The following is a 21,726-nucleotide window of genomic DNA, read 5'->3' on the forward strand; positions in this document are numbered from 1 at the left end:
TAATGAAAAAACAATTGATTGCAGTGAGCGTGTTATTGCTGTCGGCATGTGGTAACAGCCAAGGAAATACTTTTAATGTGGCTGAAGGCGGCAATAAAATAATAATAGCGCCAGCTCTGGTCGATGGTCGTACCGAAGTTAAAAATTTCTTTGGCGTACATTCTTTATGGTGGGAAACGCAAACTGCGTTAGCTGACGCTAATGGCAATTTAAGCACTGCGAGTGTGCAGGCCCTGAAGACCAGTATGGTTTCCTCCATTCGTTATGGTGGCGCTGTTAATGAAATTGATTGGCAAAATTGCATCAAGCCGGTCGCTAATACTTTATTACTTAAACCGGCTAGTTGGTCTGCGCCGCAGCCATGCTTATTTGGTCCGCTTGAATATGCTAAAAGTTTGGATCAATTAAATCTAGGTGTGTCTTGGCATATAGCCAATGTGGTTGGCTACGAGCAGCAGGAAACAGATCTTGGCGTGCTGAGTAAAAGTGCCGCAGCATATGCTAGTTATGTTAAAGGTGCCTCGCCCAGTCGCACTCGCTATTGGGAAATCGGCAATGAGCTAGAACGTGGCCGGCTGCAATGGGCTGCGGATAAAATTGCTCAGCGTTCAGAGCCAGTTATTCAAAGTATTTTGCAGGCGGATCCGGCGGCTAAAATTGTTGTCCCATTGCTTGAATACAAGCCAGATTGGATAAGCAGCGATCTTGAGCATAACCGTTTTTTAGTCAATCGATTTAAAGGGTATACATCCGAATTTGCTTTCCATATGTACTACGATAATCCGCCAGAGGGGCCGAGTATTATCAATCGACTGACTAAGCTGGCGGACAATATCACGATGATGAAGCAGAATGGTGTCCAATATCCTGGGGTCTGGCTTACCGAGCATGCGCGCTGGCCACAAGGTAATCCAAGTGATAATCAATGGTCATCTAATTGGTATCAAACTGCGGATGCCAATGGTGTGCTATCGACTGCGGATTTTCTGATTGGCTTAAGCCAAATGAATGGCGTACGTGGCGCGATGTGGCATGGCTTACGCGCAGGCCCGTGGAATTTTTTAAATGTAAACAATGGAATGGTTATACCAAGTAATATCGCCTATTTGTTTAAGGTTTTTAATCTGCCAGATACCAATAAGGCACTCACGACAGTCTCGACCGCTTCGTATGACGGCGATCATCTGGGTAAATATGCTATTCGTGCTTCTGTATTTTCGATACTTAATCAATCACGCGCATATCGAGTTTGGTTAATCAATCGCTCGCCTTACCAAAAACCGGTTGCCCTTTCGTTGCGTGCCGTGTTGCCAGATGGTGCCGTGACTTTAAAGAAACGTGAGTTACAGATTGCTCAAGATGGTAGTACATCCAGCGCTTTAATAAAATATTCAGAAGAGGGCGGTAACATCAAATCTGGTAATTTATCGCTTCTGGTGCAGCCGCTTTCAGTCATGTCTTTCGATATTGTGATGAAATAATGGCCAATATATTACTTTCTGCATTTGCGTGTGATCCGGATTTTGGCTCCGATGAAGAGGTTGGTTGGCAGTGGGCTCGCCAATTGGCAGTGCGTGGCCATCAAGTGACTGTGTTTACCCGCACTTCGCATCGTAATGCGATTGAGCGACACAGGGATAAAACCGGCGAGTGTGCAAATGTAAGGTTTATTTATATCGATCTGCCCCGTATTCATGCGCTGTTGGCAAAAATTAACCGGCGAAATCACCTGTATTATTATTTGTGGCAATGGGCTGCATATCGCTATGCCGCACACTGGATCAAAACCGAATCTATTGATCTGATTCACCATGTTACTTGGGTTAGTTTTCGCCAGCCTAGTTTTATGGGCCTGTTGGGTAAGCCCTTTTATTTTGGGCCCGTGGCTGGGGGAGATGAAATACCTCCCGGTTATGCGTCTTTATTTTCTACTCAACAACGCATCATCGAAAATGTGCGCGCATTATTGAATGCGTTGGTTCGATTTGACCCCTTAATGCGAATGACTTTTAATCAGGCCCGACGAGTACTCTTTACTTCGGCGGGGCATCTGGGCCGGGTACCCCATGATGTCGCGGCCAAGGCACAAATCGAGTTAGCCATTGGGTGGAATACACAGTCTGCTCCATCTCTAAACGAGCTACCTGCAATTCTGCACCCATACCGCTTGCTATTCGTCGGCCGTTGTATTGGGTTAAAGGGAATGGATCTGGGGTTGCGAAGCTTTGCGCAGGCTTTGTCGCAGCGTCCTGACTTGCGTCTGACCATCATCGGTGATGGTGTTGATCGCCCACGCTGGCAACGTATTGCGGCAGAGTTACAGATTGATCATGCAATCGAATGGAAAGGCTGGCTGGCCAAAGAAGAGGTGCTGGCGACTTATCAGCAATATGATTTGTTGTTTTACCCGAGCTTGCGCGATTCAGGCGGCTTTGTGGTCTTGGAGGCCTTACAAGCGGGACTGCCAGTGGTCTGTTACAAACTAGGGGGGCCCGGTGTCGTGGTCGATGAAAGTTGTGGCGAGGCTGTAGTGGCTTTGACTGATCAGGCCGCCACGGTGAATGAATTTGCAGCCGCAACATTGCGGATTCTGGCACGCTTAGCGAACGACACTGAATTGCGCGGCCAGTGTCAGCAACGGGTACAAGCATTCACCTGGGACGCCTTAATTTCCCGTATCTACTCGCCAATCATGCAAGAACTGGGGTTAAGTAATGAAAATTGAAGTTGTGAGTTTTACTGGCGATTCTGGTCTCGCTGATTATTCAGTATCCCTTGCTCGGGCTTTATCAGCCCTTGTTCGGACTACGGTTGTCACCGCACGCTCATTACCAGCACGTTTTGATCAGTTAGGTTTTGAGGTGTTGAGAGTTTTTCGCCGCTCGCGCCACTATCCGATTGATCTGTTTCGTTTTTTGTTTGGCGTGTTACGGCGCCGTCCTGCATGGGTTATTTTTCAGGGGCCACTTAAATTTGCGCTGCTAGATGGCTTATGTGTTAGAACGTTGCGTGTATTTGGCATTCAATGTTGTATTACTGTGCACGATGTTTTGCCCCACTACCCCCGGCCCTGGAGTAAAACCACATTTGGTTTTTATTATCGCTCATTTGATCGGGTTATTTGTCATTCTCAATCGGCTAAAGCGGGAGTAGAGGCATTAGGTGTCCGCGCTCCAATTTTAGTTGTACCTCATGGTATTTATGATATTTTTAATCTAACCCAAATTAGCCAGCAGGCAGCCCGGGAAAAAATACCCGGTATTGAACCCCAGGACTTTGTCACCCTTTTTTTTGGCCATTTAGAGCCGCGAAAAGGCCTCCTCGAATTTCTGACTTGTGCCAAGCAGTTTGCCGATGTGCCCCGTTTCAAATTTTTATTGGCGGGAGCCAGTAGTGTGGCTGGCCATGGTCCGCAATATGCCGCAGCGCTGAACGAAGCAAAGTTGATGCCTAATGTTGTATTACATGATCGACGCATACCATTTGAAGAAGTCGAGAATTTCGTTGCAGCCAGTAATGTCATCAGTCTTCCGTATCTTGAAGGGACGACCAGTGGTGTACTCAAGATTGCTCTCGCGTTTGCTTTGCCCGTAGTTGCCACGCGGGTTGGCGATTTTCCGGAGCAAGTGCCCGCGGGGGCTGGCTTATTTATTGATGCGGATAACCAAATTGCGACTAATCTTGGGCTTGCATTGCGCGAGATGGAACAAAATTATGATCAATTTCAAACTGCAATGAGTGTGGCAGGTCAAGACGCACAATGGCCATTAATTGCACAGCAACTCCTTGATTTTTTACAGCGAAAATAAAATGCCTCGTCTATTGAGTGTAAACAATTACCACTATCGCCGTGGTGGTTCCGATGTGGTTTATTTAGAACATGCGGCCTTGTTAGAAAAGTTGGGATGGCGCAATGCTTTCTTTTCAATGCACCACCCCAAAAACTTTGCATCAGAATGGTCTGAGTACTTTGTAGAGGAGATAGAGTTTGGTCATAACTATTCATTAGTTGATAAAGTCAAGATGGCCTCAAAGATTGTTTACTCTTTTGAGGCGCAAAAAAAAATTAAGCGACTCGTCAATGACTTTAAACCTGATGTTGCCCACTTGCATTGCATTTACCATCATTTATCTCCGGCGATTATTCCAACGCTAAAAAGTCTGAATGTGCCAGTTGTGATGACTGCCCATGATCTAAAAATTGCCTGCCCAGCTTATAAGATGCTAAATGAAACCGGCATCTGCGAGAAATGCAAAGATGGTTCGGTTATCAATGTTATCAAGCATCGGTGTTTGCGAAATTCTTTGGCGGCCAGTGCCATAGTTGCCGCGGAGACTGCAGTCCATCGTTCGCTCGATACTTATAAAAAACACATTGATCGGATTGTTGTTCCCAGCCAATTTTTTATGAAGAAATTTGTAGAATGGGGTTGGCCTGTTGAGAAATTCGTATACATTCCAAATTATGTTGATGTTTCCCAGTTTGAGCCTGCTCAGGATGCCGGCGCTTATTTCCTGTATTTTGGGCGTCTTGCCCCAGAAAAAGGCGTTGCTACATTAATCCATGCATCACATCAGGCAGGCGTGCCGCTAAAAATTGCGGGTACTGGCCCGATTGAACTTGAACTGAAGGCTCTCACAAAAGAGCTTGGTTCAAGTGCAGAATTTCTGGGTTACCGCTCTGGGGGCGAGTTACATGATTTGATTCGTGGTGCGCGTGCAGTGGTATTACCTTCTGAGTGGTATGAAAATGCTCCAATGAGTGTGCTGGAGAGTTTTGCCTTAGGTAAACCTGTAATTGGCGCCGATATTGGTGGCATACCTGAAATGGTCATAAATGGTACGTCAGGATGGACATTTACAAGTGGCAATGTGGATGATTTGACCGAGGTGTTACGCCAAGTGGCTGGCTGTCCTGATGATGCCTTGGTTCAACTCGGGTATAGCGCACGACAGATGGTTGCTGAGCACTTTAATCGCGAGCAGTACGTGAACAAAATCCAAGCGCTTTATTCTGATCTGGGTGTGCAGCTATGAAAAATAAAACCATTCGTATTTTAGGTATTCGTGGTGTACCAGCTGCCCATGGTGGATTTGAGACTTTTGCAGAATACCTCGCTCCCTTTTTGGTTGAACGCGGTTGGACTGTCATTGTTTATTGCCAAGAAGAGGGTGAGGGTGAGATTTATGAGTCCGACTGGCGCGGAGTGAAGAGAATCCATATTCCGGTTCATGGCAATGGCGCCAAGAGCACGATTGTTTTTGATTGGGTCTCAACGCTGCACGCGAGCAAGAGTAAAGATCTCTGCCTTACGCTAGGGTATAACACCGCTCTTTTTGCGACCGTGTTACGGTTCAAGGGGGTTCCGAATGTTATCAATATGGATGGGATCGAATGGCGCCGGGCTAAATGGGGGCTAGTAGCCAAGACTTGGTTCTGGATCAATGAGTGGGCCGGCTCGCTATTAAGCAATCATATGGTTGCTGACCATCCTCAAATTAAAGTCCATTTAGCGCGTGGTGCTGCTGATAGCAAAATCACCATGATTCCTTATGGCGCGGAACGTCTTGCCACATTTGAACCAAAAATTCTTGAACAGTTCGGGCTCAATGCCGGTTGTTATGGCATTTTGATCGCTCGGCCAGAGCCTGAAAATTCGGTCCTTGAGGTTGTTCAGGCCTTTTCCAAACAATCGCGTGGAATGCCATTAGTAATACTAGGGAATTACAAGCCGCAAGGAAATGCTTACCATGCTGAGGTTTTGGCGGCGGCTAGCGCTGAAGTTAAGTTTGTTGGTGCTATCTATGATCGACAGGTAGTGAATTCTTTGCGGGTTGGTGCCCGTTTCTATGTGCATGGTCATCAGGTTGGGGGGACAAATCCCTCTCTCGTTGAGGCTCTAGGTGCAGGCAACCCCGTGTTGGCCCATGACAATCGCTTCAATAGATGGGTTGCTGCAGAATCGGCGGTCTACTTCTCTTCGATAGATGAATGTCATGAGCAAATCACCAGGCTATGTAACGATGGGGCCTTGGTACAAAACTTGCAGCAGGCCGCTATTGCTCAGTACCATTCAAAGTTTGAATGGGATGCAGTATTAATTCAGTACGAACAATTGTTACTCAAGTGGCAACAAAAAGATTAAAGGAAAGCAGAATGATTTTAGTAACTGGTGGCGCAGGCTTTATTGGTGGCAATTTTGTACTTGATTGGTTGGCGCAATCTGATGAGCCTGTAATTAATGTGGACAAGCTCACCTACGCAGGTAATCTAGATACCCTTAAGTCACTGGATGGTGATGCTCGGCATATTTTCGTGCGTGCCGATATTGGCGATCGTGAAGTGATTGGGCGCCTGCTAGCCGAGTACAAACCACGGGCAGTGATTAACTTTGCGGCTGAGTCGCATGTCGATCGGTCAATTCATGGCCCTGGTGATTTTATTCAGACCAATGTGGTCGGCACTTTCAATCTGCTCGAAAGCGTGCGTGCTTACTGGAGTGAGCTGCCTGCAGATCAAAAAGGGGCTTTCCGCTTTCTGCATGTATCCACCGATGAAGTGTATGGCACGCTAGAAGCTAGTGATCCGCCTTTCAGCGAGACCAATACCTACGAGCCAAATAGCCCTTATTCGGCATCGAAAGCCGCTTCAGATCATTTGGTGCGTGCATGGCACCATACCTATGGCTTGCCGGTGCTGACGACCAACTGCTCTAATAACTACGGCCCCTACCATTTCCCAGAGAAATTGATTCCGCTAGTGATTTTGAACGCGCTGAATGGCAAACCGTTACCGATTTATGGTGATGGCCAGCAGATTCGTGATTGGTTGTATGTGAAAGACCATTGCTCAGCGATTCGTCGCGTACTCGAAGCCGGGAAATTGGGTGAGACATATAACGTCGGTGGTTGGAACGAAAAAGCCAATCTGGATGTGGTGAAGACGATTTGCAGCTTGCTTGATGAATTGCAACCCCGCGCCGATGGCCAAGGTTACGCGGATCAAATTACCTACGTGACCGATCGCCCAGGCCACGACCGCCGCTACGCGATTGATGCGCGCAAACTCGAACGAGAATTGGGCTGGAAACCGGCTGAAACGTTTGAATCGGGCATTCGTAAAACGGTGGAATGGTATCTCGGCAACCAAGCTTGGGTAGGTAATGTGACCAGCGGTGCATACCGTGAGTGGGTATCAACCCAGTACGGAGCCTAAACATGGTCGCTCAAGCAATACCCAAGATTTTAGTGACGGGTAAAAATGGCCAAGTCGGGTTTGAGTTGCAACGTAGCCTCGCCGTATTAGGTGAGGTGATTGCGGTTGATCGAGAAGAATGTGATCTATCGAACCCAGCTGCGATTCGTGAACTCGTGCAGCGTATTCGACCAGACATCATCGTTAACCCCGCCGCGCATACCGCGGTGGATAAAGCGGAATCCGAAATCGAACTGGCCACGGCGCTCAATGCCACCGCACCACAGGTCTTTGCAGAAGAAGCCGCCAGGCTCGGCGCCTTGCTGATTCATTATTCCACTGATTACGTTTTTGATGGCAATAAAGACGGCTGGTACGTTGAGACAGATACACCCAACCCGCGATCGGTATATGGCAAAACCAAATTAGCCGGCGAGCTGGCTGTAGCGGCGGCGAATCCGCGGTATTTGATTTTCCGTACTAGCTGGGTGTTTGGTGCACATGGCGGCAACTTCCTGAAAACCATGCTTAAGCTGATGCAAACCCGCGATGCGCTCAGCGTGGTGGCCGATCAGTTTGGCGCGCCCACTGCTGCCAGCTTACTCGCCGATGTCACCGCGCAAATTATCGCGCAATACCTGCGCAGCACGGATAAGGCCAGCTTCGCCTATGGCACTTACCATCTGGTCGCCAGTGGTGAAACCAGCTGGCATGGGTATGCATCGCTAGTGAATGAAATTGCTGAACAGCAGGGCTATACCCTAAAGATTTCAAGCCAAGACATCAACGCTATTCCTGCCAGCGACTACCCAGTACCCGCGCCACGCCCAGCTAATTCACGCCTGAACACGCAAAAACTGCAAACCACATTTGGGTTAACGCTACCCAGCTGGCAACACAGCGTAGGGCAGGTGATGACACTGCTCAAGCAGGCTTAGACAAAAGACCGAATTCTCAACTTAGGAACTAATCATCATGGCTAATCGCAAAGGCATTATCCTCGCCGGTGGTTCTGGCACGCGGCTGTACCCCGCTACGATAGCAGTCTCAAAACAATTGCTCCCGATTTACGACAAACCGATGATCTATTACCCGCTCAGCACATTGCTGCTGGCGGGTATTCGCGACATCTTGATCATCTCTACCCCTCAAGATACGCCCCGCTTTGAGCAGTTGCTCGGCGATGGCAGCCAATGGGGCATCAAGCTGCAATATGCGGTACAGCCAAGCCCAGATGGTCTGGCACAAGCTTTCATCATTGGTGAAGACTTTATTGGGCAAGATGATGTCGCATTGGTGCTGGGTGACAATATTTTTTACGGCCATGAATTTGCAGGGCTGTTACAAACTGCCGCAGCCAAAGAGAGTGGGGCTAGCGTGTTTGCTTATCATGTTCATGATCCTGAGCGCTACGGCGTGGTTGACTTCGACGCGAACGGTAAAGCGCTCTCAATCGAAGAAAAGCCAGCCATACCCAAGTCAAACTATGCGGTGACTGGCCTCTATTTCTACGACAACCACGTTGTAGAAATTGCCAAAAATATCAAACCTTCGCCGCGGGGTGAGTTGGAAATCACGGATGTCAACGGTGAATACCTCAAGCGCGGCCAATTAGACGTACAAACTATGGGCCGTGGCTACGCATGGCTAGACACAGGTACGCACGAATCCATGCTGGAAGCTAGCCAATTTATTCAAACGATTGAAGCACGGCAAGGCTTGAAAGTTTGTTGTCCTGAAGAGATCGTATATCGCCATGGGTGGATTGATGCCCACCAGATAGAGCGATTGGCTCAGCCATTGAAAAAAAATGCTTACGGCCAATATTTGCTACAAATGATTAAAGAGGCTCGTCGTTGAAATGAATGTCATTGATACACATATTCCTGATGTAAAAATTATTGAGCCTAATGTTTTTGGCGATCATCGTGGTTTCTTCTACGAAAGCTTTAATCACGATAAATTCGAGGCGTTGGTGAGGCGTCAAGTCAAGTTTGTTCAAGATAATCACAGTAAGTCTAAGCGCGGTGTTTTGCGTGGTTTACACTACCAAATTCAGCATGCTCAAGGAAAGTTGGTACGGTGTACCCGCGGTGAAGTTTTTGATGTTGCTGTTGATTTAAGAAAGTCCTCTGAAACTTTTGGGCAATGGGTAGGTGTTATATTATCGGAGGAAAATAAAAGGCAGCTATGGATTCCTGAGGGGTTTGCCCATGGTTTTGTTGTGATTAGTGAAGAAGCTGAATTTTTGTACAAAACTACAGATTATTGGTTTCCAGAATTTGAGCGTAGTTTATTGTGGAATGATAGTACAGTAGGTATTCAGTGGCCATTTGATGGTGAGCCGCAGCTATCAGGAAAAGACCTGCAAGGTGCTACATTTGAAACCGCTGAATTGTATGCATAGGATTTTGATTCCATGACGATTACTCCAGTCATTTTGTGCGGCGGCTCTGGGACACGTATGTGGCCACTATCCCGTGGTGGCTATCCAAAACAGTTTTTGAGCTTGTACGGTGACGCCAGCTTATTGCAACAGACGGCGACACGTTTAAAAGGTCTGCCTGATATTAATTCGCCCCTGCTTATTAGCAATAACGAACAGCGCTTCCTGGTCGCAGAGCAACTTCGGCAGGCTGGTGTTCATAATCCTCAGATAGTGTTGGAACCAATTGGCAGAAATACGGCGCCTGCTGTTGCAGCAGCTGCAGTAATTGCATTGGAGTCTAACCCGGATGCTTTATTACTTGTATTGCCGTCTGACCATGTGATCACGCAAAGTAATGTATTTAAGCAGCTTGTACTGCGTGCTGCCAATGTTGCTACAACGGGTAAATTGGTCACTTTTGGTATCCAGCCTACTGAGCCTCATACTGGTTACGGTTACGTTCAGCGAGGCGATGCTCTTCATGAAACGGATGCCGCATATACTGTAGCTGCATTTGTCGAAAAACCTGATGCTAAACGTGCGGCAGAATTTATTGAGAGTGGTGATTTCTATTGGAATAGCGGCATGTTTATGTTCCGCGCTGATGTGTATTTGCAAGAACTGGCGCAATTCCAGCCCAAAATGCTGGAGCAAGTAAAAGCTGCTGTGGCCGCTTCGCAGCGCGATCTAGATTTCGTCCGCTTGGGGCATGATGAATTTGCCGCTTGCCCTTCTGATTCGATCGATTATGCCGTGATGGAGCATACCGCGCATGCCGCGGTGATTGCGGCTGCCGGCTTGGGCTGGAATGACATCGGCTCATGGACTGCATTGGCCGAAGTGAGCCAGGCCGATGCTGAGGGTAATAATCTGGTCGGTGATGTGATGGTCGAAGGGGTGAGCAATAGCTACATCCGCAGCGAAAACCGCATGATCGCCGCGCTGGGTGTTGATAATCTGGTGATTGTCGAAACCGCTGATGCCATTTTGGTGGCGCATAAAGACAAAGTACAGGATGTAAAAAACATCGTGAATCGTCTGCAAGCCGCGGGGCGCAGTGAATCAGTAACTCATCGCAAAGTCTATCGCCCTTGGGGTAGTTACGAAGGTATCGATTCGGGCGCGCGTTTTCAGGTAAAACGGATTATCGTGAACCCGGGCGCATCACTCAGTTTACAAATGCACTATCACCGCGCCGAGCATTGGATTGTGGTAACTGGTACTGCCCGCGTGGTGAATGGAGACCAAACACTTCTGCTGACAGAAAACCAATCCACCTACATTCCGATTGGTGCTACGCATCGACTGGAAAATCCGGGTAAATTCCCGCTGGAACTGATCGAAGTGCAATCGGGTGGGTATCTGGGTGAGGATGATATCGTGCGCTTTGAAGACACCTACGGCCGGGCTGGTGAGAGAAAATGAGTCGATTGAGTTGTTTCAAAGCCTACGATATTCGCGGCCAGCTGGGCACCGAGCTGAATGAAGACATCGCCTACCGCATTGGCCGCGCTTACGGTGAATTTCTGCAACCCAAACGCATGGTGGTGGGCGGTGATGTACGCCTGACTTCCGAATCGCTGAAAATGGCGCTGGCCAATGGCCTGATGGATGCGGGCTGCGATGTCATCGACATCGGCATGACTGGTACCGAGGAAGTTTACTTCGCTGCGTTCCACCTCGATGTGGATGGGGGTATCGAAGTCACCGCTAGCCATAATCCGATGGATTACAACGGCATGAAGCTGGTGAAGCGTGGTGCAGTGCCGATTAGTGGCGACACCGGCTTGCGCGATATTCAGCGGCTGGCCGAAGAAAATAATTTCGCACCAGTCAGCAGCACGCGTGGCAGCTTAAGCCAGCAATCGATTCTGGCTGATTATATTCAGCACTTGCTGGGCTATATCGACCTCGCCGCCCTCAAGCCACTGAAAGTGGTAGTGAATGCCGGCAATGGCGCGGCCGGCCATGTGGTGGATGCACTGGAAGCGCAATTTGCCGCAGCCAAGGTGCCAGTGCAGCTGATTAAGGTGCACAACGACGCCGATGGCACGTTCCCCAATGGTATTCCGAACCCCCTGTTGCCCGAAAACCGCGCCGATACTGCCAATGCGGTGATCGCCCATGGCGCCGATCTGGGCGTAGCGTGGGATGGCGATTTTGATCGCTGTTTCCTGTTTGATGAGCAGGGTGAGTTTATTGAGGGGTATTATATTGTAGGCCTTTTGGCAAAAGCCTTCCTGGCGCATACCCCTGGCGCCAAGATCATTCATGATCCACGCCTGACTTGGAACACCATCGATATGGTTGAACAAGCCGGCGGTGTGGCGATTCAAAGTAAAACCGGCCACGCATTTATCAAAGAGCGTATGCGCAAGGAAGATGCGGTGTATGGCGGCGAGATGAGCGCGCACCATTACTTCCGCGATTTTGCCTATTGCGATAGCGGTATGATCCCGTGGCTGTTGGTGATTGAGCTGATGAGCCGCAGCGGGCAAAAGCTGTCGGCCATGGTGAGTGAGCGCATTGCCGCCTTCCCATCGTCGGGCGAGATCAATCGAGTGGTGCCTGATGCGAAAGCAGCAATTGCGAAAGTGCGCGCAGCGTACGAGGCACAAGCCGTGACTGTGGATGAAACTGACGGCGTAAGTATAGATTTTGGTGCTTGGCGCTTTAATCTACGCAGCAGCAATACTGAGCCGGTGATTCGCTTGAATGTTGAATCACGTGCGGATGCTGTGCTGATGCAAGATAAAACCGCGGCTATTTTATCCTTGCTGGAATAGAGTTATTCATTGAGTTAGTCGCTAATGCATTTTGCGATCATACAGGCCAATAAAAAACCCCGCGGTGCGGGGTTTTTTATTGGCGGATTCAAATCGTTTATTGCACGATTATTTTGCGGCCACTTTACGACGACGCGCTGCCAGTAAGCCAACCAAGCCCAAGCCCATCAGAGCATAAGTTTCTGGCTCTGGAACAGCTGCTACTGAGTATGTGAATTTGCCTTCATAGTTTGGTGTGAAGCCATTGAAGACAAATTTATAGTTTTTCTTGGCATCAAATGAATTGCTGAAGAGGTATGAGCCTGAGTTAGCACCAAAAACCGCGGTACCAAGTACATTCACACCTTGAACAAGTTTCACAGACAAGAAGTCAAAAGTGCCATCTTTATCTTTGGCATTTTGCAAAGATTCAAAGCTGAAGAGAATTGGTGAGCCATCTTTGACTTTGAAAGTATCAGAATTGAATGTCCATTCATCAGACCAGTTCTGCTTGATATTTTTGGTTGAGTCAAAGCTCGCACCATTAACCAAAGTTACTGCAGCATTTGCTGGTGAAAGAGCTACTGCAACAGCAGCTGCTGCTAAAAATTTAGCAAACTTCATTTACATCTCCATGTAATATTAGCTTTTACTAATTGTAAGGAAGGGTGTTTCAAGCAGGATTATACGGATGACTTTGGCATGTGCCAAGTGATTTGCTTCAAGATTAACTGCTGATTTTGTTAAGTTTTATTGCCGTTTATCGGCGGCCGCCGCCGCGGTTTGGCCACTGCGCAAAGCGCCAGTCTTGATAGCTTTTCGCTTCGTTAAAACCAGCATAATCTTCGGTGAAATTTGCGGTTTTGAGTGGTTTGGCGGTGGATTTGCTCATTACCCCCAAAAAGCCGCCACCGGGGGCGTTGATGTAGAGCCAGTCTTCGCCGGTAATGGGGTCTTTGTAGGCTTTGCGCAGATAGCGCTTGGGAAATTGCACCCGCGGGTCTTGCACCAGGTCTTGCAAGGTTTTCGGGTAGGCGGTTTGCGGGTTGTCGCCGATATTATTTTCGGTATACCGTTTGATGGCGATTTTGATTTCCAGGCCTACACGCAAAAGCTCAGCCTCTTTGGCGCGCTGAATGCGGTTTTGCCAGGTTTCGCCCACTTTCGCCAGATATACGCTCATGATGAGCACCATGGTCAGCGCCCACAGGTAGGCGTAGCCTTGTTGCCGGCTAGGTGAGCGCTTGGCCATCATTACCAGCTGTTATAGCGTGAGCCGTCTTTGGCGGTGGCATCCGATCCGCTGCGGATGTCATATACACCGCCAGTGCCCTCGGGGTTGATAATCACCCAGGTGTCACGGCTGTTGGTAATTGGGTCGAGCGGGACTTCGCGCAGGTATTTGCGATCGACTAGCTCTTGCAGGGTGGCGGGATAACGGCCGGTGTCGGCAAAGAATTTATCAATCCCTTCGCGTACCGCGACTAGATTGTGTTTCAGTACCGTTTCTTGTGCGCGGTCGGTTTGCTGGAAGTAGCGGGGCACGACTAGGGTCAGCAGACTGGCCATGATCGCCAGTACCACCAAGAGTTCAATCAGGGTAAAGCCCAGACGGCGGGGATTACCAGTCACGGTAGGGAACACCATTCAATCCTACGTTGCTTGAGAGGGAGTACACATCATACACGTCGCGCCCTTCGGCAGGCGCGTCAGGCGGGCTGGCATAGCTGCGTAGGCCCCAAGTTTGCGCATTATTTTTGCTTGGACAATCGCAGAATGGATCGCGAGGCATACGACGCAAGAAATAGATCTTACGCCCGCCTGGGTCTTTCAGGTCTTTGACGCCTTCCACCAGTACATCCAGAGTAGGGGGGTAGCCGCTGTCCTCCAGAGATTTATTGACTTTGCCGGCTTCGACAGCGAGTTTGTACTGATCGATTGCATCGCGGATTTGCGTTAAAGAGCGGCGTAATTCGTCTTCACGATAACGCGTAGCCGCGACTTGCGACAGCGGTAAAGCCACTGTCGCCAGCACGGCTAGGATGGTTAAGGTCACCATCAGCTCGATCAGCGTAAACCCGGACTGACGCATTAACGACCCCGCATCCCCGCGCCACGGCTTACCTGACCCTGCGGCTGTTCAGCTTGGGGCTGTGGAGGCTGCTGTGGTTGCGGCACCGGCTGTGGTTCAGGGGCCGGAACTGGTGCGGGTGGTACATACGGCAGCGCGCCGCCTTGCGAATTAATGCTGAAGGTGGACGATGGCCGCAGGCGCAATGGGTCGGTGCTAATTGCGCCTTCGGTACCGCTATCAAAGCTAGTGATATGCGACGATGGCAGTGGCAATGAGCGCACCACACGTGGCGTAATCATCAGGATAATCTCGGTTTTGCTTGCTTCGGATTTTTTAGTGCCGAAGATGCGATCCAGAACCGGGATCGTGCTAATAAACGGCAAGCCTTGGCCGGTATCGGTTTCGCTACGGCTCAGCAAGCCTGCCAGCACCTGAGTTTCGCCATCACGCGCCGTCATATTGGTTTCAGCGCGGCGGGTACCGATTTGGTAGACCACCAGGCCCGATTTGGTGGTGATCTGGCGTGCGATATTCGAAACTTCGAGGTTTACCTTCACGCTGATCTCGTTGTCGACCGTCATGACTGGTTCAACATTCAAGGTGAGGCCCACGTCTTGATAGTTCACCGATTCGGTGCTCACGCCATTCGAGGTCGTGGTGGTTACCACTGGTACGCGATCCCCGATCAGCACTTTGGCTTTTTCGCGGTTTTTCACCCGGATTTTCGGGTTGGCCAGTACATTGGTATTGCCGCGCTGCTGGAGGAAATTGGCGGTGATCGTTGGGCTACCCAGATTGATCAGCACATCGGATTTATTGATGTTTTTAATCTGATCCAGCGTCACCTGACCCGCCACTTTGGTTGGTGTGGTAGTGGTCTTCGTGCCATCCGTATTGGTGGTGGTGACGGGTACTGCCCCGATCGTGTTGCCATATACGGTGCCGGTGACACTACCCGGGTAGAGTATACCCAGATCAAGCACGTCACTATTCGAGACTTCGAGGATCTCAACATCCATCAGCACTTCAGATTGGGGAATATCCTGAGCGGCAATCAGGCGCTCGGCCACGGCAATGGCATCGGGTGTATCGCGCATCACCAGCATGGATAGCCGCTCGTCGATGTACACGTCGCGGGTTTTTACCATCTGCTTGATCATGGCCAGCACTTGCTTCGGATCGGCGTTAGACAGATAGAAGGTGCGCATCACCATGTCTTTGTAATCGCGATCTTTATCCGGGCGCTTTGGATAAATCAGAATGGTGTTGTCATTCAGGATTTTTTTATCCAGCTGATTGGTGGCCAGAATCAGATTGATAACGTCTTCCACCGTGGTATCGCGGGCATAGATCGTGGTTTTCAGATTAGGCGGCACGTCTTTATCAAAGATAAAGTTCACCTTGCCGATGCGCGACACAATATCAAACACGCTCATCATGCTCTGATCGCGAAACTGCAGCGAGATTGGGCTTTTCAGGGCTTGGGCGAGGCTAGGGCGCAGGCTGACTTCACGCGCTTTGCGGTTCTCAATATCGTTTTTAATCAGCTGGGCCTGAGTATTGCGCGGGTTATCCATCAGGATTTGCTGCACGATGCCCAATACTTCATCCGGCCGGCTGTCTTTGTTTTCCCGTGCGTATTTCAGCATTGAATCATGCCGTACGCCCATCTCAATCAGCCGCACGCCTTCTTGCGCCCGGAAATTGGTCGGATCCCACACCAGCACTTGCTGATAGCTGCTGATGGCCAGCGCACTATTGCCTTGCGCACGTGCCTGATCGCCCTGCACCAAGAGGTTATTCACAAAGCGGCTCACACTGCTTTGATAAGCCGCGCGCAATTTGATGTCATTGGGCGAGCTGGCAATCTGCTGCTTCAGGATTTTCAGCGCCGCTTCTGGATTGCCGGCATCTTGCTGGGTTTCTGCTTGATAACGGGCCATATCGGCGGCACAGCCGGCCAGGAAAGCCAGCGAAATCATTGAGGTCATTAACGCACGTTTCACGGCGTTCCTCCTGTCGGCAGCGATTGCTGCTGATTGAGTGGTAAATAAGTGAAGGAGATAGCATCGCGGCTCAGGCGATCAAGGCGGTACACGCCCAGGAAAGTCTCGCCCGGGCGGATGCGGCCCATGGTGTCACAGCTTGAGCACAACACCAGTGATTGGCCTTGTCCTTCCAGCACGTAATAATCGCTGCTCTTATCGTGCCAAGTGGCCGTGAGCTGCAAAGGAAATGGTGGTGCCACCGGTACCGGGGTTGGGGTCGGCTTCGGTGTGGGTGTTGGTTTTGGCGGTGGCGGCGCCCAATTCTGTTTCGGGAATAAATCCGACAGGCTGCTGGGCTCATGCGAGCCTGGCGCCACGGCAGCCATGCTGGCCACTGAAGCGCCCGATGCCACGGCTTTGGCCACGCTGCTGGCAACACTGGCGCGCTGCGCACGTGGTGCCGCCGTGTCGAGTTCTGGCGCTTCTTGTTGGGAATCCTGCCAGAAGGTATAAGCAGTCAGCGCTAAAGTGCCACCGAGAATAATCTGCATGGGACGGGAGAGCATTAACGCACCTCCGTCAGATAAGAGAGCTGCACCTGAATCGACAAGCGCTCCTCGCCGATGGTGCTGCGTTGCAAATTGGCGGCTTCCACACGTACGCCCGGAATCTGATGCAGGGCGGCCATAAAGCGACGGAACTGAATATATCGGGCCGTAGCTGGAAACTGCATGCTATAGCGTTTTAATTTGCCATCCGCTTCATGCTGCGATTTGTAATCCACCTGATCCATCACCACCTGATTCGCGCTGGCCACTTCATTCACGCGGCGCAAGAAAAAGGTGAAGGTATCTGCTTGATTCAGTTTTACCGTGGCTGCGGCCGCTTCACTGGCCATCGCCGTGCTGCGCAGTAGCTTAAATTTGCGTTCAAGCTCAGCTTCGCGTTTGGCTAGATCAGCCTGGTATGGCTTTAAATCTTGGGTATACAGCATCAGCGCAAAGCCCAACAGTGCAAGCCCTGCCAAGCCAAGCACGCCGGCGTACTTGGGTAGCTGGCGCAAATACCACATCAATTGGGCTTTTTTCATCGTGTGGCCCCCGTTACTTGTGAGGCGACATTCGAGGCTTTCAGCGCATCGGCTTTGGGATCTTTCCAGAAGAACTCGATCGAAGCTACCGCCGGTTTGAATGGATCACCCGATTTAATTGCATTGCGCGCCAGGGACACGTTGCGCACGGCTGGGTGGGCATTTAAGCGATCTACCAGCAGTAGCACGTCGTTCAGGGTTTTGGCTTCCAGCTCCAGCTTGATGTCTTGCTCCACCGTGGCAATATCGATGCGGGTAAAGGCAATTTCGGGGCGCCAGACTTCTTCCAAAATGCCCATGCCGATTTCGTTTTGCACCAGCTGCGCTTGCGTTACTTTGGCCACTTTGCCAGAAACTGGTGAGGCTTTTTGCTCGGCGAGACGGCGTGCCTCCTGCTGGCGCAGGCGCAAGGCCACTTCATCTTCGCGAATCTCGAGCTGGTTACGATTTTCTTTGGCGACATCCAGCTGGGTCATCACCCATAACACCGCGACAATACCGATGACGGTCAGTAGCAGCCCCAGCCAAGGTACGACCGACGGGTTACGATGAAAGTCGAGTTGCAGGCGTTTCATGCATGCACCTCGCCGGGAATAAATTGCGGATGCGCGGTGCCCAGCCATTCAAAATCAAAATCGGGGGCTTTTAAGCTCTGCAAAGACACATCACAAGAGGTGAGATAAACGTGCTCAGGCAAAAACTGGCCCGACAAGACCGCCGCTTCGCGCAAAATCGCAGAGAGTGAGTTGCTTAGCTCGTCGGTATCGAGCTGAATCGGCATGGCAATTACGCCTTGCCAGGCTTTCTCGCGATAAAAACCGACAATCGCATGCGAGGTTTCAACCACCATCAGCGCATGTTCATTGCCTTTCAGCGCTCGGTGATGCTGATTTACCGCGGTGGTGAATAGCGGCTCGACCTCGGCGAGTTTGAGCTTGCTGGAGCGGCACAGCTCGGCAATCGTCTGGTACAGGCCTTCTTCAATGGCTGCGGCAATCCGGGGCTGGCCAAATGAGCCGGCCGAAACGCGAATCCGCCAGCTATCGGTGCTGACACCGTATTGCTGCGAGAGCAGAATGCGGGCGTAGTTTTCCCAATCAGCTTCGGTGGCAAGGGCATCTTGCCAGGGCAGGCAAGCATAACGCACCCAGGGTGAACCAAAGATCAGCTTGATCTGGTCTTGTCCCAAACTGCCGCGTGGCGTGTTGGTCAGCAAATCTTGCAGGCGAGATACCAGCACATCCGGCGAGGGGTCGATCGTGCCGCGCCGGCGGCTGAGCACTTCTTTGCTCAGGCTCAGGCTCGCCAGCCGCACCCGCTGTTTGCCAAAGCAGGCGTGATGATTAATCAACAAAGGTGACACGATTGATTTCCTGCAAAGTTGTTTCACCACGTGATACCGCATTGGCGGCGATTTGGCGCATCGAGACAAAGCCTTTGGCCAGTGCCAACCGTTTGAGCTCTACAGCCGGTGCATGGCTGGCGATGGCTTGCTTCATATCATCATCTAGCCGCAGCACTTCGGCGATGGCTTTCCGGCCGAGGTAACCGGTATTGCGGCAGGCGGTGCAGCCTTTGCCTTTACGGAACGTCCAGCCGCGAACTTGTTCGCGCGTGAGTCCCGAGTTGTGCAGCAGTTCGTCATCCGGCTCGTCCGGCCCCACGCAGTGTGGGCAAACTTTACGGATTAGCCGCTGGGCCACTACGCCAATCAGCGCATCCACAAAGCTGTTTGGCTCTACGCCCATATGAATAAAGCGGTCGATCACCGAAAAAGCATTATTCGCGTGCACCGAGGTTAGTACCAAGTGACCGGTGAGGGCCGCTTGCACGGCGATATTGGCAGTTTCACCGTCACGAATCTCACCGACCAGGATTTTGTCCGGGTCATGGCGCAAGATGGAGCGCAGACCGCGGGCGAAAGTAAGGCCTTTTTTATCGTTGACCGGAATCTGCAATACGCCGGGCAGCTGATATTCCACCGGGTCTTCAATGGTGATGATTTTTTCTTCACCATTATTAATTTCCGACAGCGTGGCATACAGCGTGGTGGATTTACCCGAACCGGTTGGGCCGGTAACCAGCAGCAGGCCGTACGGCTCGTGCGAGAGGCTACGAATGGCCGCCATGGTTTGCGCTTCATGGCCCAAGGTATCGAGGCGTAATTGCTTGAATGAATCGCCGCCACCTTGCTTATCCAAAATCCGCAGTACGGCATCTTCGCCGTGAATCGACGGCATGATCGAGACCCGGAAATCAATGTCGCGGTTATTGATCAGCGCTTTAAAACGGCCGTCTTGTGGAATGCGGTGTTCAGAAATATCCAGCTCGGCCAATACTTTCAGACGGGAAATAATCTGTTCGGCTTTATCCGCGCCATTGGTGCCGCCCGCATGCAATAGCACGCCGTCAATCCGGTATTTGATGGTCATCCCGCTCGGGGTAGTTTCCATGTGAATATCGGAGGCTTTGGCTTTGAGCGCGTCGTAGAGCGTGGAGTTAACCAGCTTGACCACAGGGTTGGCGTCTTGCGAGAGCGTGGAGAGAGAAATCTCGGTCACACCCGCTTGCAAGGTTTCGCCACCTTCACCGCCGCCAAACTGCTCCATGGCACGGTGCGAGGTTTCGTATTCGTTGAAATAATGCTGCAGGACTTCGTAGTGGGCGAAGGTGGTGCGGTAGGCGACGGTAATCCGCTGTTGCGCCCAATTGCGCACCACCGGATTAAACGGGTCGGCCATCACCAGAATCGTGCCCAGCTGACTACTTTCGGCGAGGAAACACTGATGCGCCGCGGCATCGGTGAAGGAGAGCAGGTCATACCGTGGCTTGAGCTGGTATAACTCCTCCTGGGTAATGGCTGGAACGCCAAGGTAGGCGCTGACTTCAGCGCAATACCCCTCGATATTCAGGCCAAGCGACTGCTGAATCAGCATCGGTAACGGCTGGCTGCCGCCGTTGCTGCGCAAATGCTGAATCAGATCCAGAGTCAGTTCGCTCATTGCATATTCCCGGCCAACTCAAAGATCGGCATATAGAGCAAAAATACAATCCCGCCGATCAAGACACCGATCAGCAACATCAAAATGGGTTCGAACAGACGGGTGAACATTTCGATCGCCCGATCCAGTTCTTCATCGCAAAACTGCGCGGCCCGCTCGCACATGGTGGCCAGCTCACCACTTTGTTCGCCGACCCGCAGCAGCCGCTCGGCTACGGGGGTGGTTAAGCCATATTTAGGCAAGGTTGCTGACACTTGCTGGCCGGATTTAATGTCCACCAAAGCTTGTGAGAGGGCCAGACGCATTTGTACCGGCAGCAATTGCGCGGCCAGATCCATAGCTGCCACAATCGATAGGCCGCCTGAGAGCAAGAGGCCTAACGTGCGGTAAAACCGGGTTAGCGAAAACAAGCGGCGATAGCCGTCGAGTTTGGGTAGCTTCCAGAAGATTTCCTGCAGCATGGTTTGCGCTGCTTCCGTGCGCACCAGCAAATAACCGCCCACCAAGGTAGCGACAATGCTACCGAAGATAATCTGGCCATGCTGGTGAACCAGATCACCCCACCACAGCATCACTTGGGCCGCGAAGGGCAGGTTACGCATCGAGGCGTAAATCTGGCTGAATTTCGGAATCACATAAAACAGCAGGAACAGCATAATGCTGCCGCCAATCCCGATCACTACCAGCGGGTACACCAGCGAAGCGACGATCTTCTTTCTGACCGCCGCCAAGCGAGTTTCGTAGTGGTGATAGCGTTTCAGCGCGTCGGCCAAATGGCCGGTTTTTTCGGCTGAGCCCACGGTCGCCACATACAGCGGCGGGAAAAGCTCCGGCATCTGGCTAAGGACTTTGGAGAGCGGGAAACCCTGGTACAGCCCTTCGATCATGCGGGTTAGCACCGTGCGGTTCTGGTCTTGGCCGCTTTTCTCTTTCAGCGTTTCCATCGCCTCGACTAGGGTCAGCCCAGCTTCCAGCAGCGCGATCAGCTCTTGGGTGAAGAGTGAAACCTGGAATTCGTTTTTACCAAACGAAAAGCCGAATTTGCGTTCTGCTTCGAAACTGACCAGCTGCAGGCCTTTGGCGCTGAGCTGGGCGCGCAACTCATCCGTGTTGGCGGCATCCAGCTCTAGCTCCTGCATCACGCCGGCAGCGAGGGCTTTGACTTTATAGTGCATGGCGCAGGC

Annotated in this window: 21 protein-coding genes and 1 pseudogene; 11 read left to right on the forward strand and 11 right to left on the reverse strand. The window is 51.1% G+C overall.

Going from position 1 to position 21,726, the window contains the following annotated elements; genetic code table 11:
• The first annotated feature begins 2 nt into the window (after positions 1–2).
• The 11 genes from L991_RS06205 to L991_RS06255 are packed head-to-tail and all read left to right on the forward strand — an operon-like array spanning position 3 to position 12,409.
• Positions 3–1,481 (forward strand): hypothetical protein, encoded by a 1,479-nt coding sequence (locus L991_RS06205; protein WP_047393368.1) that lies wholly within the window; start codon positions 3–5, stop codon positions 1,479–1,481.
• The gene (locus L991_RS06210) at positions 1,481–2,725 is read left to right on the forward strand and encodes a glycosyltransferase family 4 protein (RefSeq protein ID WP_047393369.1); all 1,245 of its coding nucleotides are present in this window, start codon (positions 1,481–1,483) and stop codon (positions 2,723–2,725) included. The genes L991_RS06205 and L991_RS06210 overlap by 1 nt, the downstream gene beginning before the upstream one ends.
• The gene (locus L991_RS06215) at positions 2,715–3,809 is read left to right on the forward strand and encodes a glycosyltransferase family 4 protein (RefSeq protein ID WP_081986557.1); all 1,095 of its coding nucleotides are present in this window, start codon (positions 2,715–2,717) and stop codon (positions 3,807–3,809) included. The genes L991_RS06210 and L991_RS06215 overlap by 11 nt, the downstream gene beginning before the upstream one ends.
• A 1-nt stretch (position 3,810) precedes the next feature.
• Positions 3,811–5,037 (forward strand): glycosyltransferase family 4 protein, encoded by a 1,227-nt coding sequence (locus tag L991_RS06220; protein WP_047393375.1) that lies wholly within the window; start codon positions 3,811–3,813, stop codon positions 5,035–5,037.
• The gene (locus L991_RS06225) at positions 5,034–6,146 is read left to right on the forward strand and encodes a DUF1972 domain-containing protein (RefSeq protein ID WP_047393378.1); all 1,113 of its coding nucleotides are present in this window, start codon (positions 5,034–5,036) and stop codon (positions 6,144–6,146) included. Before L991_RS06220 ends, L991_RS06225 begins: the two co-directional genes overlap by 4 nt.
• 11 nt (positions 6,147–6,157) lie before the next feature.
• Positions 6,158–7,216 (forward strand): dTDP-glucose 4,6-dehydratase, encoded by a 1,059-nt coding sequence (rfbB, locus tag L991_RS06230; protein ID WP_047393380.1) that lies wholly within the window; start codon positions 6,158–6,160, stop codon positions 7,214–7,216.
• A gap of 2 nt (positions 7,217–7,218) precedes the next feature.
• Positions 7,219–8,133 carry a dTDP-4-dehydrorhamnose reductase gene (rfbD, locus tag L991_RS06235; RefSeq protein WP_047393383.1) on the forward strand — a complete coding sequence of 305 codons (915 nt, stop codon included), beginning with the start codon at positions 7,219–7,221 and terminating at the stop codon, positions 8,131–8,133.
• A 37-nt stretch (positions 8,134–8,170) separates the two neighbouring features.
• Positions 8,171–9,055, forward strand: a complete 885-nt coding sequence (gene rfbA, locus L991_RS06240) for a glucose-1-phosphate thymidylyltransferase RfbA (protein WP_047393385.1) — start codon at positions 8,171–8,173, stop codon at positions 9,053–9,055.
• A gap of 1 nt (position 9,056) precedes the next feature.
• Complete coding sequence (gene rfbC / locus L991_RS06245) at positions 9,057–9,602, forward strand: dTDP-4-dehydrorhamnose 3,5-epimerase (protein WP_047393387.1); 546 nt, start codon at positions 9,057–9,059, stop codon at positions 9,600–9,602.
• Between the two features lie 12 nt (positions 9,603–9,614).
• Positions 9,615–11,048, forward strand: a complete 1,434-nt coding sequence (locus tag L991_RS06250; protein ID WP_047393390.1) for a mannose-1-phosphate guanylyltransferase/mannose-6-phosphate isomerase — start codon at positions 9,615–9,617, stop codon at positions 11,046–11,048.
• Positions 11,045–12,409 carry a phosphomannomutase/phosphoglucomutase gene (locus L991_RS06255; protein WP_047393393.1) on the forward strand — a complete coding sequence of 455 codons (1,365 nt, stop codon included), beginning with the start codon at positions 11,045–11,047 and terminating at the stop codon, positions 12,407–12,409. Before L991_RS06250 ends, L991_RS06255 begins: the two co-directional genes overlap by 4 nt.
• Before the next feature lie 108 nt (positions 12,410–12,517).
• Here L991_RS06255 and L991_RS17470 read toward each other — a convergent pair.
• The 11 genes and pseudogenes from L991_RS17470 to L991_RS06310 form a co-directional block, all read right to left on the reverse strand.
• Positions 12,518–12,991, reverse strand: a pseudogene (locus L991_RS17470) (FxDxF family PEP-CTERM protein); the annotation flags it as partial.
• 157 nt (positions 12,992–13,148) lie between these two features.
• Positions 13,149–13,640: a membrane protein gene (locus L991_RS06265; RefSeq protein ID WP_047393504.1), complete on the reverse strand. Its 492-nt coding sequence runs from the start codon at positions 13,638–13,640 to the stop codon at positions 13,149–13,151.
• Between the two features lie 2 nt (positions 13,641–13,642).
• On the reverse strand, positions 13,643–14,020 hold the full coding sequence (locus L991_RS06270) for a type II secretion system protein (protein ID WP_231550494.1): 378 nt from the start codon (positions 14,018–14,020) through the stop codon (positions 13,643–13,645).
• Positions 14,010–14,480 (reverse strand): type II secretion system protein, encoded by a 471-nt coding sequence (locus L991_RS06275; protein WP_047393400.1) that lies wholly within the window; start codon positions 14,478–14,480, stop codon positions 14,010–14,012. The genes L991_RS06270 and L991_RS06275 overlap by 11 nt, the downstream gene beginning before the upstream one ends.
• A complete protein-coding gene (locus L991_RS06280) occupies positions 14,480–16,468 on the reverse strand; it encodes a secretin N-terminal domain-containing protein (protein WP_156129010.1) in 1,989 nt (662 codons plus the stop codon). Before L991_RS06280 ends, L991_RS06275 begins: the two co-directional genes overlap by 1 nt.
• Positions 16,465–17,016, reverse strand: coding sequence for a hypothetical protein (locus L991_RS06285; RefSeq protein WP_047393403.1), 552 nt, complete (start codon positions 17,014–17,016; stop codon positions 16,465–16,467). The genes L991_RS06280 and L991_RS06285 overlap by 4 nt, the downstream gene beginning before the upstream one ends.
• The gene (locus L991_RS06290; protein ID WP_047393404.1) at positions 17,016–17,540 is read right to left on the reverse strand and encodes a hypothetical protein; all 525 of its coding nucleotides are present in this window, start codon (positions 17,538–17,540) and stop codon (positions 17,016–17,018) included. Before L991_RS06290 ends, L991_RS06285 begins: the two co-directional genes overlap by 1 nt.
• Positions 17,537–18,115 (reverse strand): hypothetical protein, encoded by a 579-nt coding sequence (locus L991_RS16445; protein ID WP_052190671.1) that lies wholly within the window; start codon positions 18,113–18,115, stop codon positions 17,537–17,539. The genes L991_RS06290 and L991_RS16445 overlap by 4 nt, the downstream gene beginning before the upstream one ends.
• Positions 18,112–18,903, reverse strand: a complete 792-nt coding sequence (locus tag L991_RS16450) for a hypothetical protein (protein ID WP_156129011.1) — start codon at positions 18,901–18,903, stop codon at positions 18,112–18,114. The genes L991_RS16445 and L991_RS16450 overlap by 4 nt, the downstream gene beginning before the upstream one ends.
• Positions 18,884–20,542, reverse strand: coding sequence for a GspE/PulE family protein (locus L991_RS06305; protein WP_047393407.1), 1,659 nt, complete (start codon positions 20,540–20,542; stop codon positions 18,884–18,886). The genes L991_RS16450 and L991_RS06305 overlap by 20 nt, the downstream gene beginning before the upstream one ends.
• The gene (locus tag L991_RS06310) at positions 20,539–21,717 is read right to left on the reverse strand and encodes a type II secretion system F family protein (RefSeq protein WP_028449256.1); all 1,179 of its coding nucleotides are present in this window, start codon (positions 21,715–21,717) and stop codon (positions 20,539–20,541) included. Before L991_RS06310 ends, L991_RS06305 begins: the two co-directional genes overlap by 4 nt.
• Positions 21,718–21,726: the final 9 nt, after the last annotated feature.

Origin of the sequence: Chitinibacter sp. ZOR0017, assembly GCF_000799095.1 — a bacterium.
In the GTDB taxonomy this organism is placed as follows: Bacteria; Pseudomonadota; Gammaproteobacteria; order Burkholderiales; family Chitinibacteraceae; genus Chitinibacter; species Chitinibacter tainanensis.

Coding starts and splice junctions, on each gene's coding strand:
- L991_RS06205 (WP_047393368.1), top strand. CDS start 3: ATGAAAAAACAATTGATTGCAGTGAGCGTGTTATTGCTGTCGGCATGT.
- L991_RS06210 (WP_047393369.1), top strand. CDS start 1,481: ATGGCCAATATATTACTTTCTGCATTTGCGTGTGATCCGGATTTTGGC.
- L991_RS06215 (WP_081986557.1), top strand. CDS start 2,715: ATGAAAATTGAAGTTGTGAGTTTTACTGGCGATTCTGGTCTCGCTGAT.
- L991_RS06220 (WP_047393375.1), top strand. CDS start 3,811: ATGCCTCGTCTATTGAGTGTAAACAATTACCACTATCGCCGTGGTGGT.
- L991_RS06225 (WP_047393378.1), top strand. CDS start 5,034: ATGAAAAATAAAACCATTCGTATTTTAGGTATTCGTGGTGTACCAGCT.
- rfbB (WP_047393380.1), top strand. CDS start 6,158: ATGATTTTAGTAACTGGTGGCGCAGGCTTTATTGGTGGCAATTTTGTA.
- rfbD (WP_047393383.1), top strand. CDS start 7,219: ATGGTCGCTCAAGCAATACCCAAGATTTTAGTGACGGGTAAAAATGGC.
- rfbA (WP_047393385.1), top strand. CDS start 8,171: ATGGCTAATCGCAAAGGCATTATCCTCGCCGGTGGTTCTGGCACGCGG.
- rfbC (WP_047393387.1), top strand. CDS start 9,057: ATGAATGTCATTGATACACATATTCCTGATGTAAAAATTATTGAGCCT.
- L991_RS06250 (WP_047393390.1), top strand. CDS start 9,615: ATGACGATTACTCCAGTCATTTTGTGCGGCGGCTCTGGGACACGTATG.
- L991_RS06255 (WP_047393393.1), top strand. CDS start 11,045: ATGAGTCGATTGAGTTGTTTCAAAGCCTACGATATTCGCGGCCAGCTG.
- L991_RS06265 (WP_047393504.1), bottom strand. CDS start 13,640: ATGGCCAAGCGCTCACCTAGCCGGCAACAAGGCTACGCCTACCTGTGG.
- L991_RS06275 (WP_047393400.1), bottom strand. CDS start 14,480: ATGCGTCAGTCCGGGTTTACGCTGATCGAGCTGATGGTGACCTTAACC.
- L991_RS06285 (WP_047393403.1), bottom strand. CDS start 17,016: ATGCTCTCCCGTCCCATGCAGATTATTCTCGGTGGCACTTTAGCGCTG.
- L991_RS06290 (WP_047393404.1), bottom strand. CDS start 17,540: ATGAAAAAAGCCCAATTGATGTGGTATTTGCGCCAGCTACCCAAGTAC.
- L991_RS16445 (WP_052190671.1), bottom strand. CDS start 18,115: ATGAAACGCCTGCAACTCGACTTTCATCGTAACCCGTCGGTCGTACCT.
- L991_RS06305 (WP_047393407.1), bottom strand. CDS start 20,542: ATGAGCGAACTGACTCTGGATCTGATTCAGCATTTGCGCAGCAACGGC.
- L991_RS06310 (WP_028449256.1), bottom strand. CDS start 21,717: ATGCACTATAAAGTCAAAGCCCTCGCTGCCGGCGTGATGCAGGAGCTA.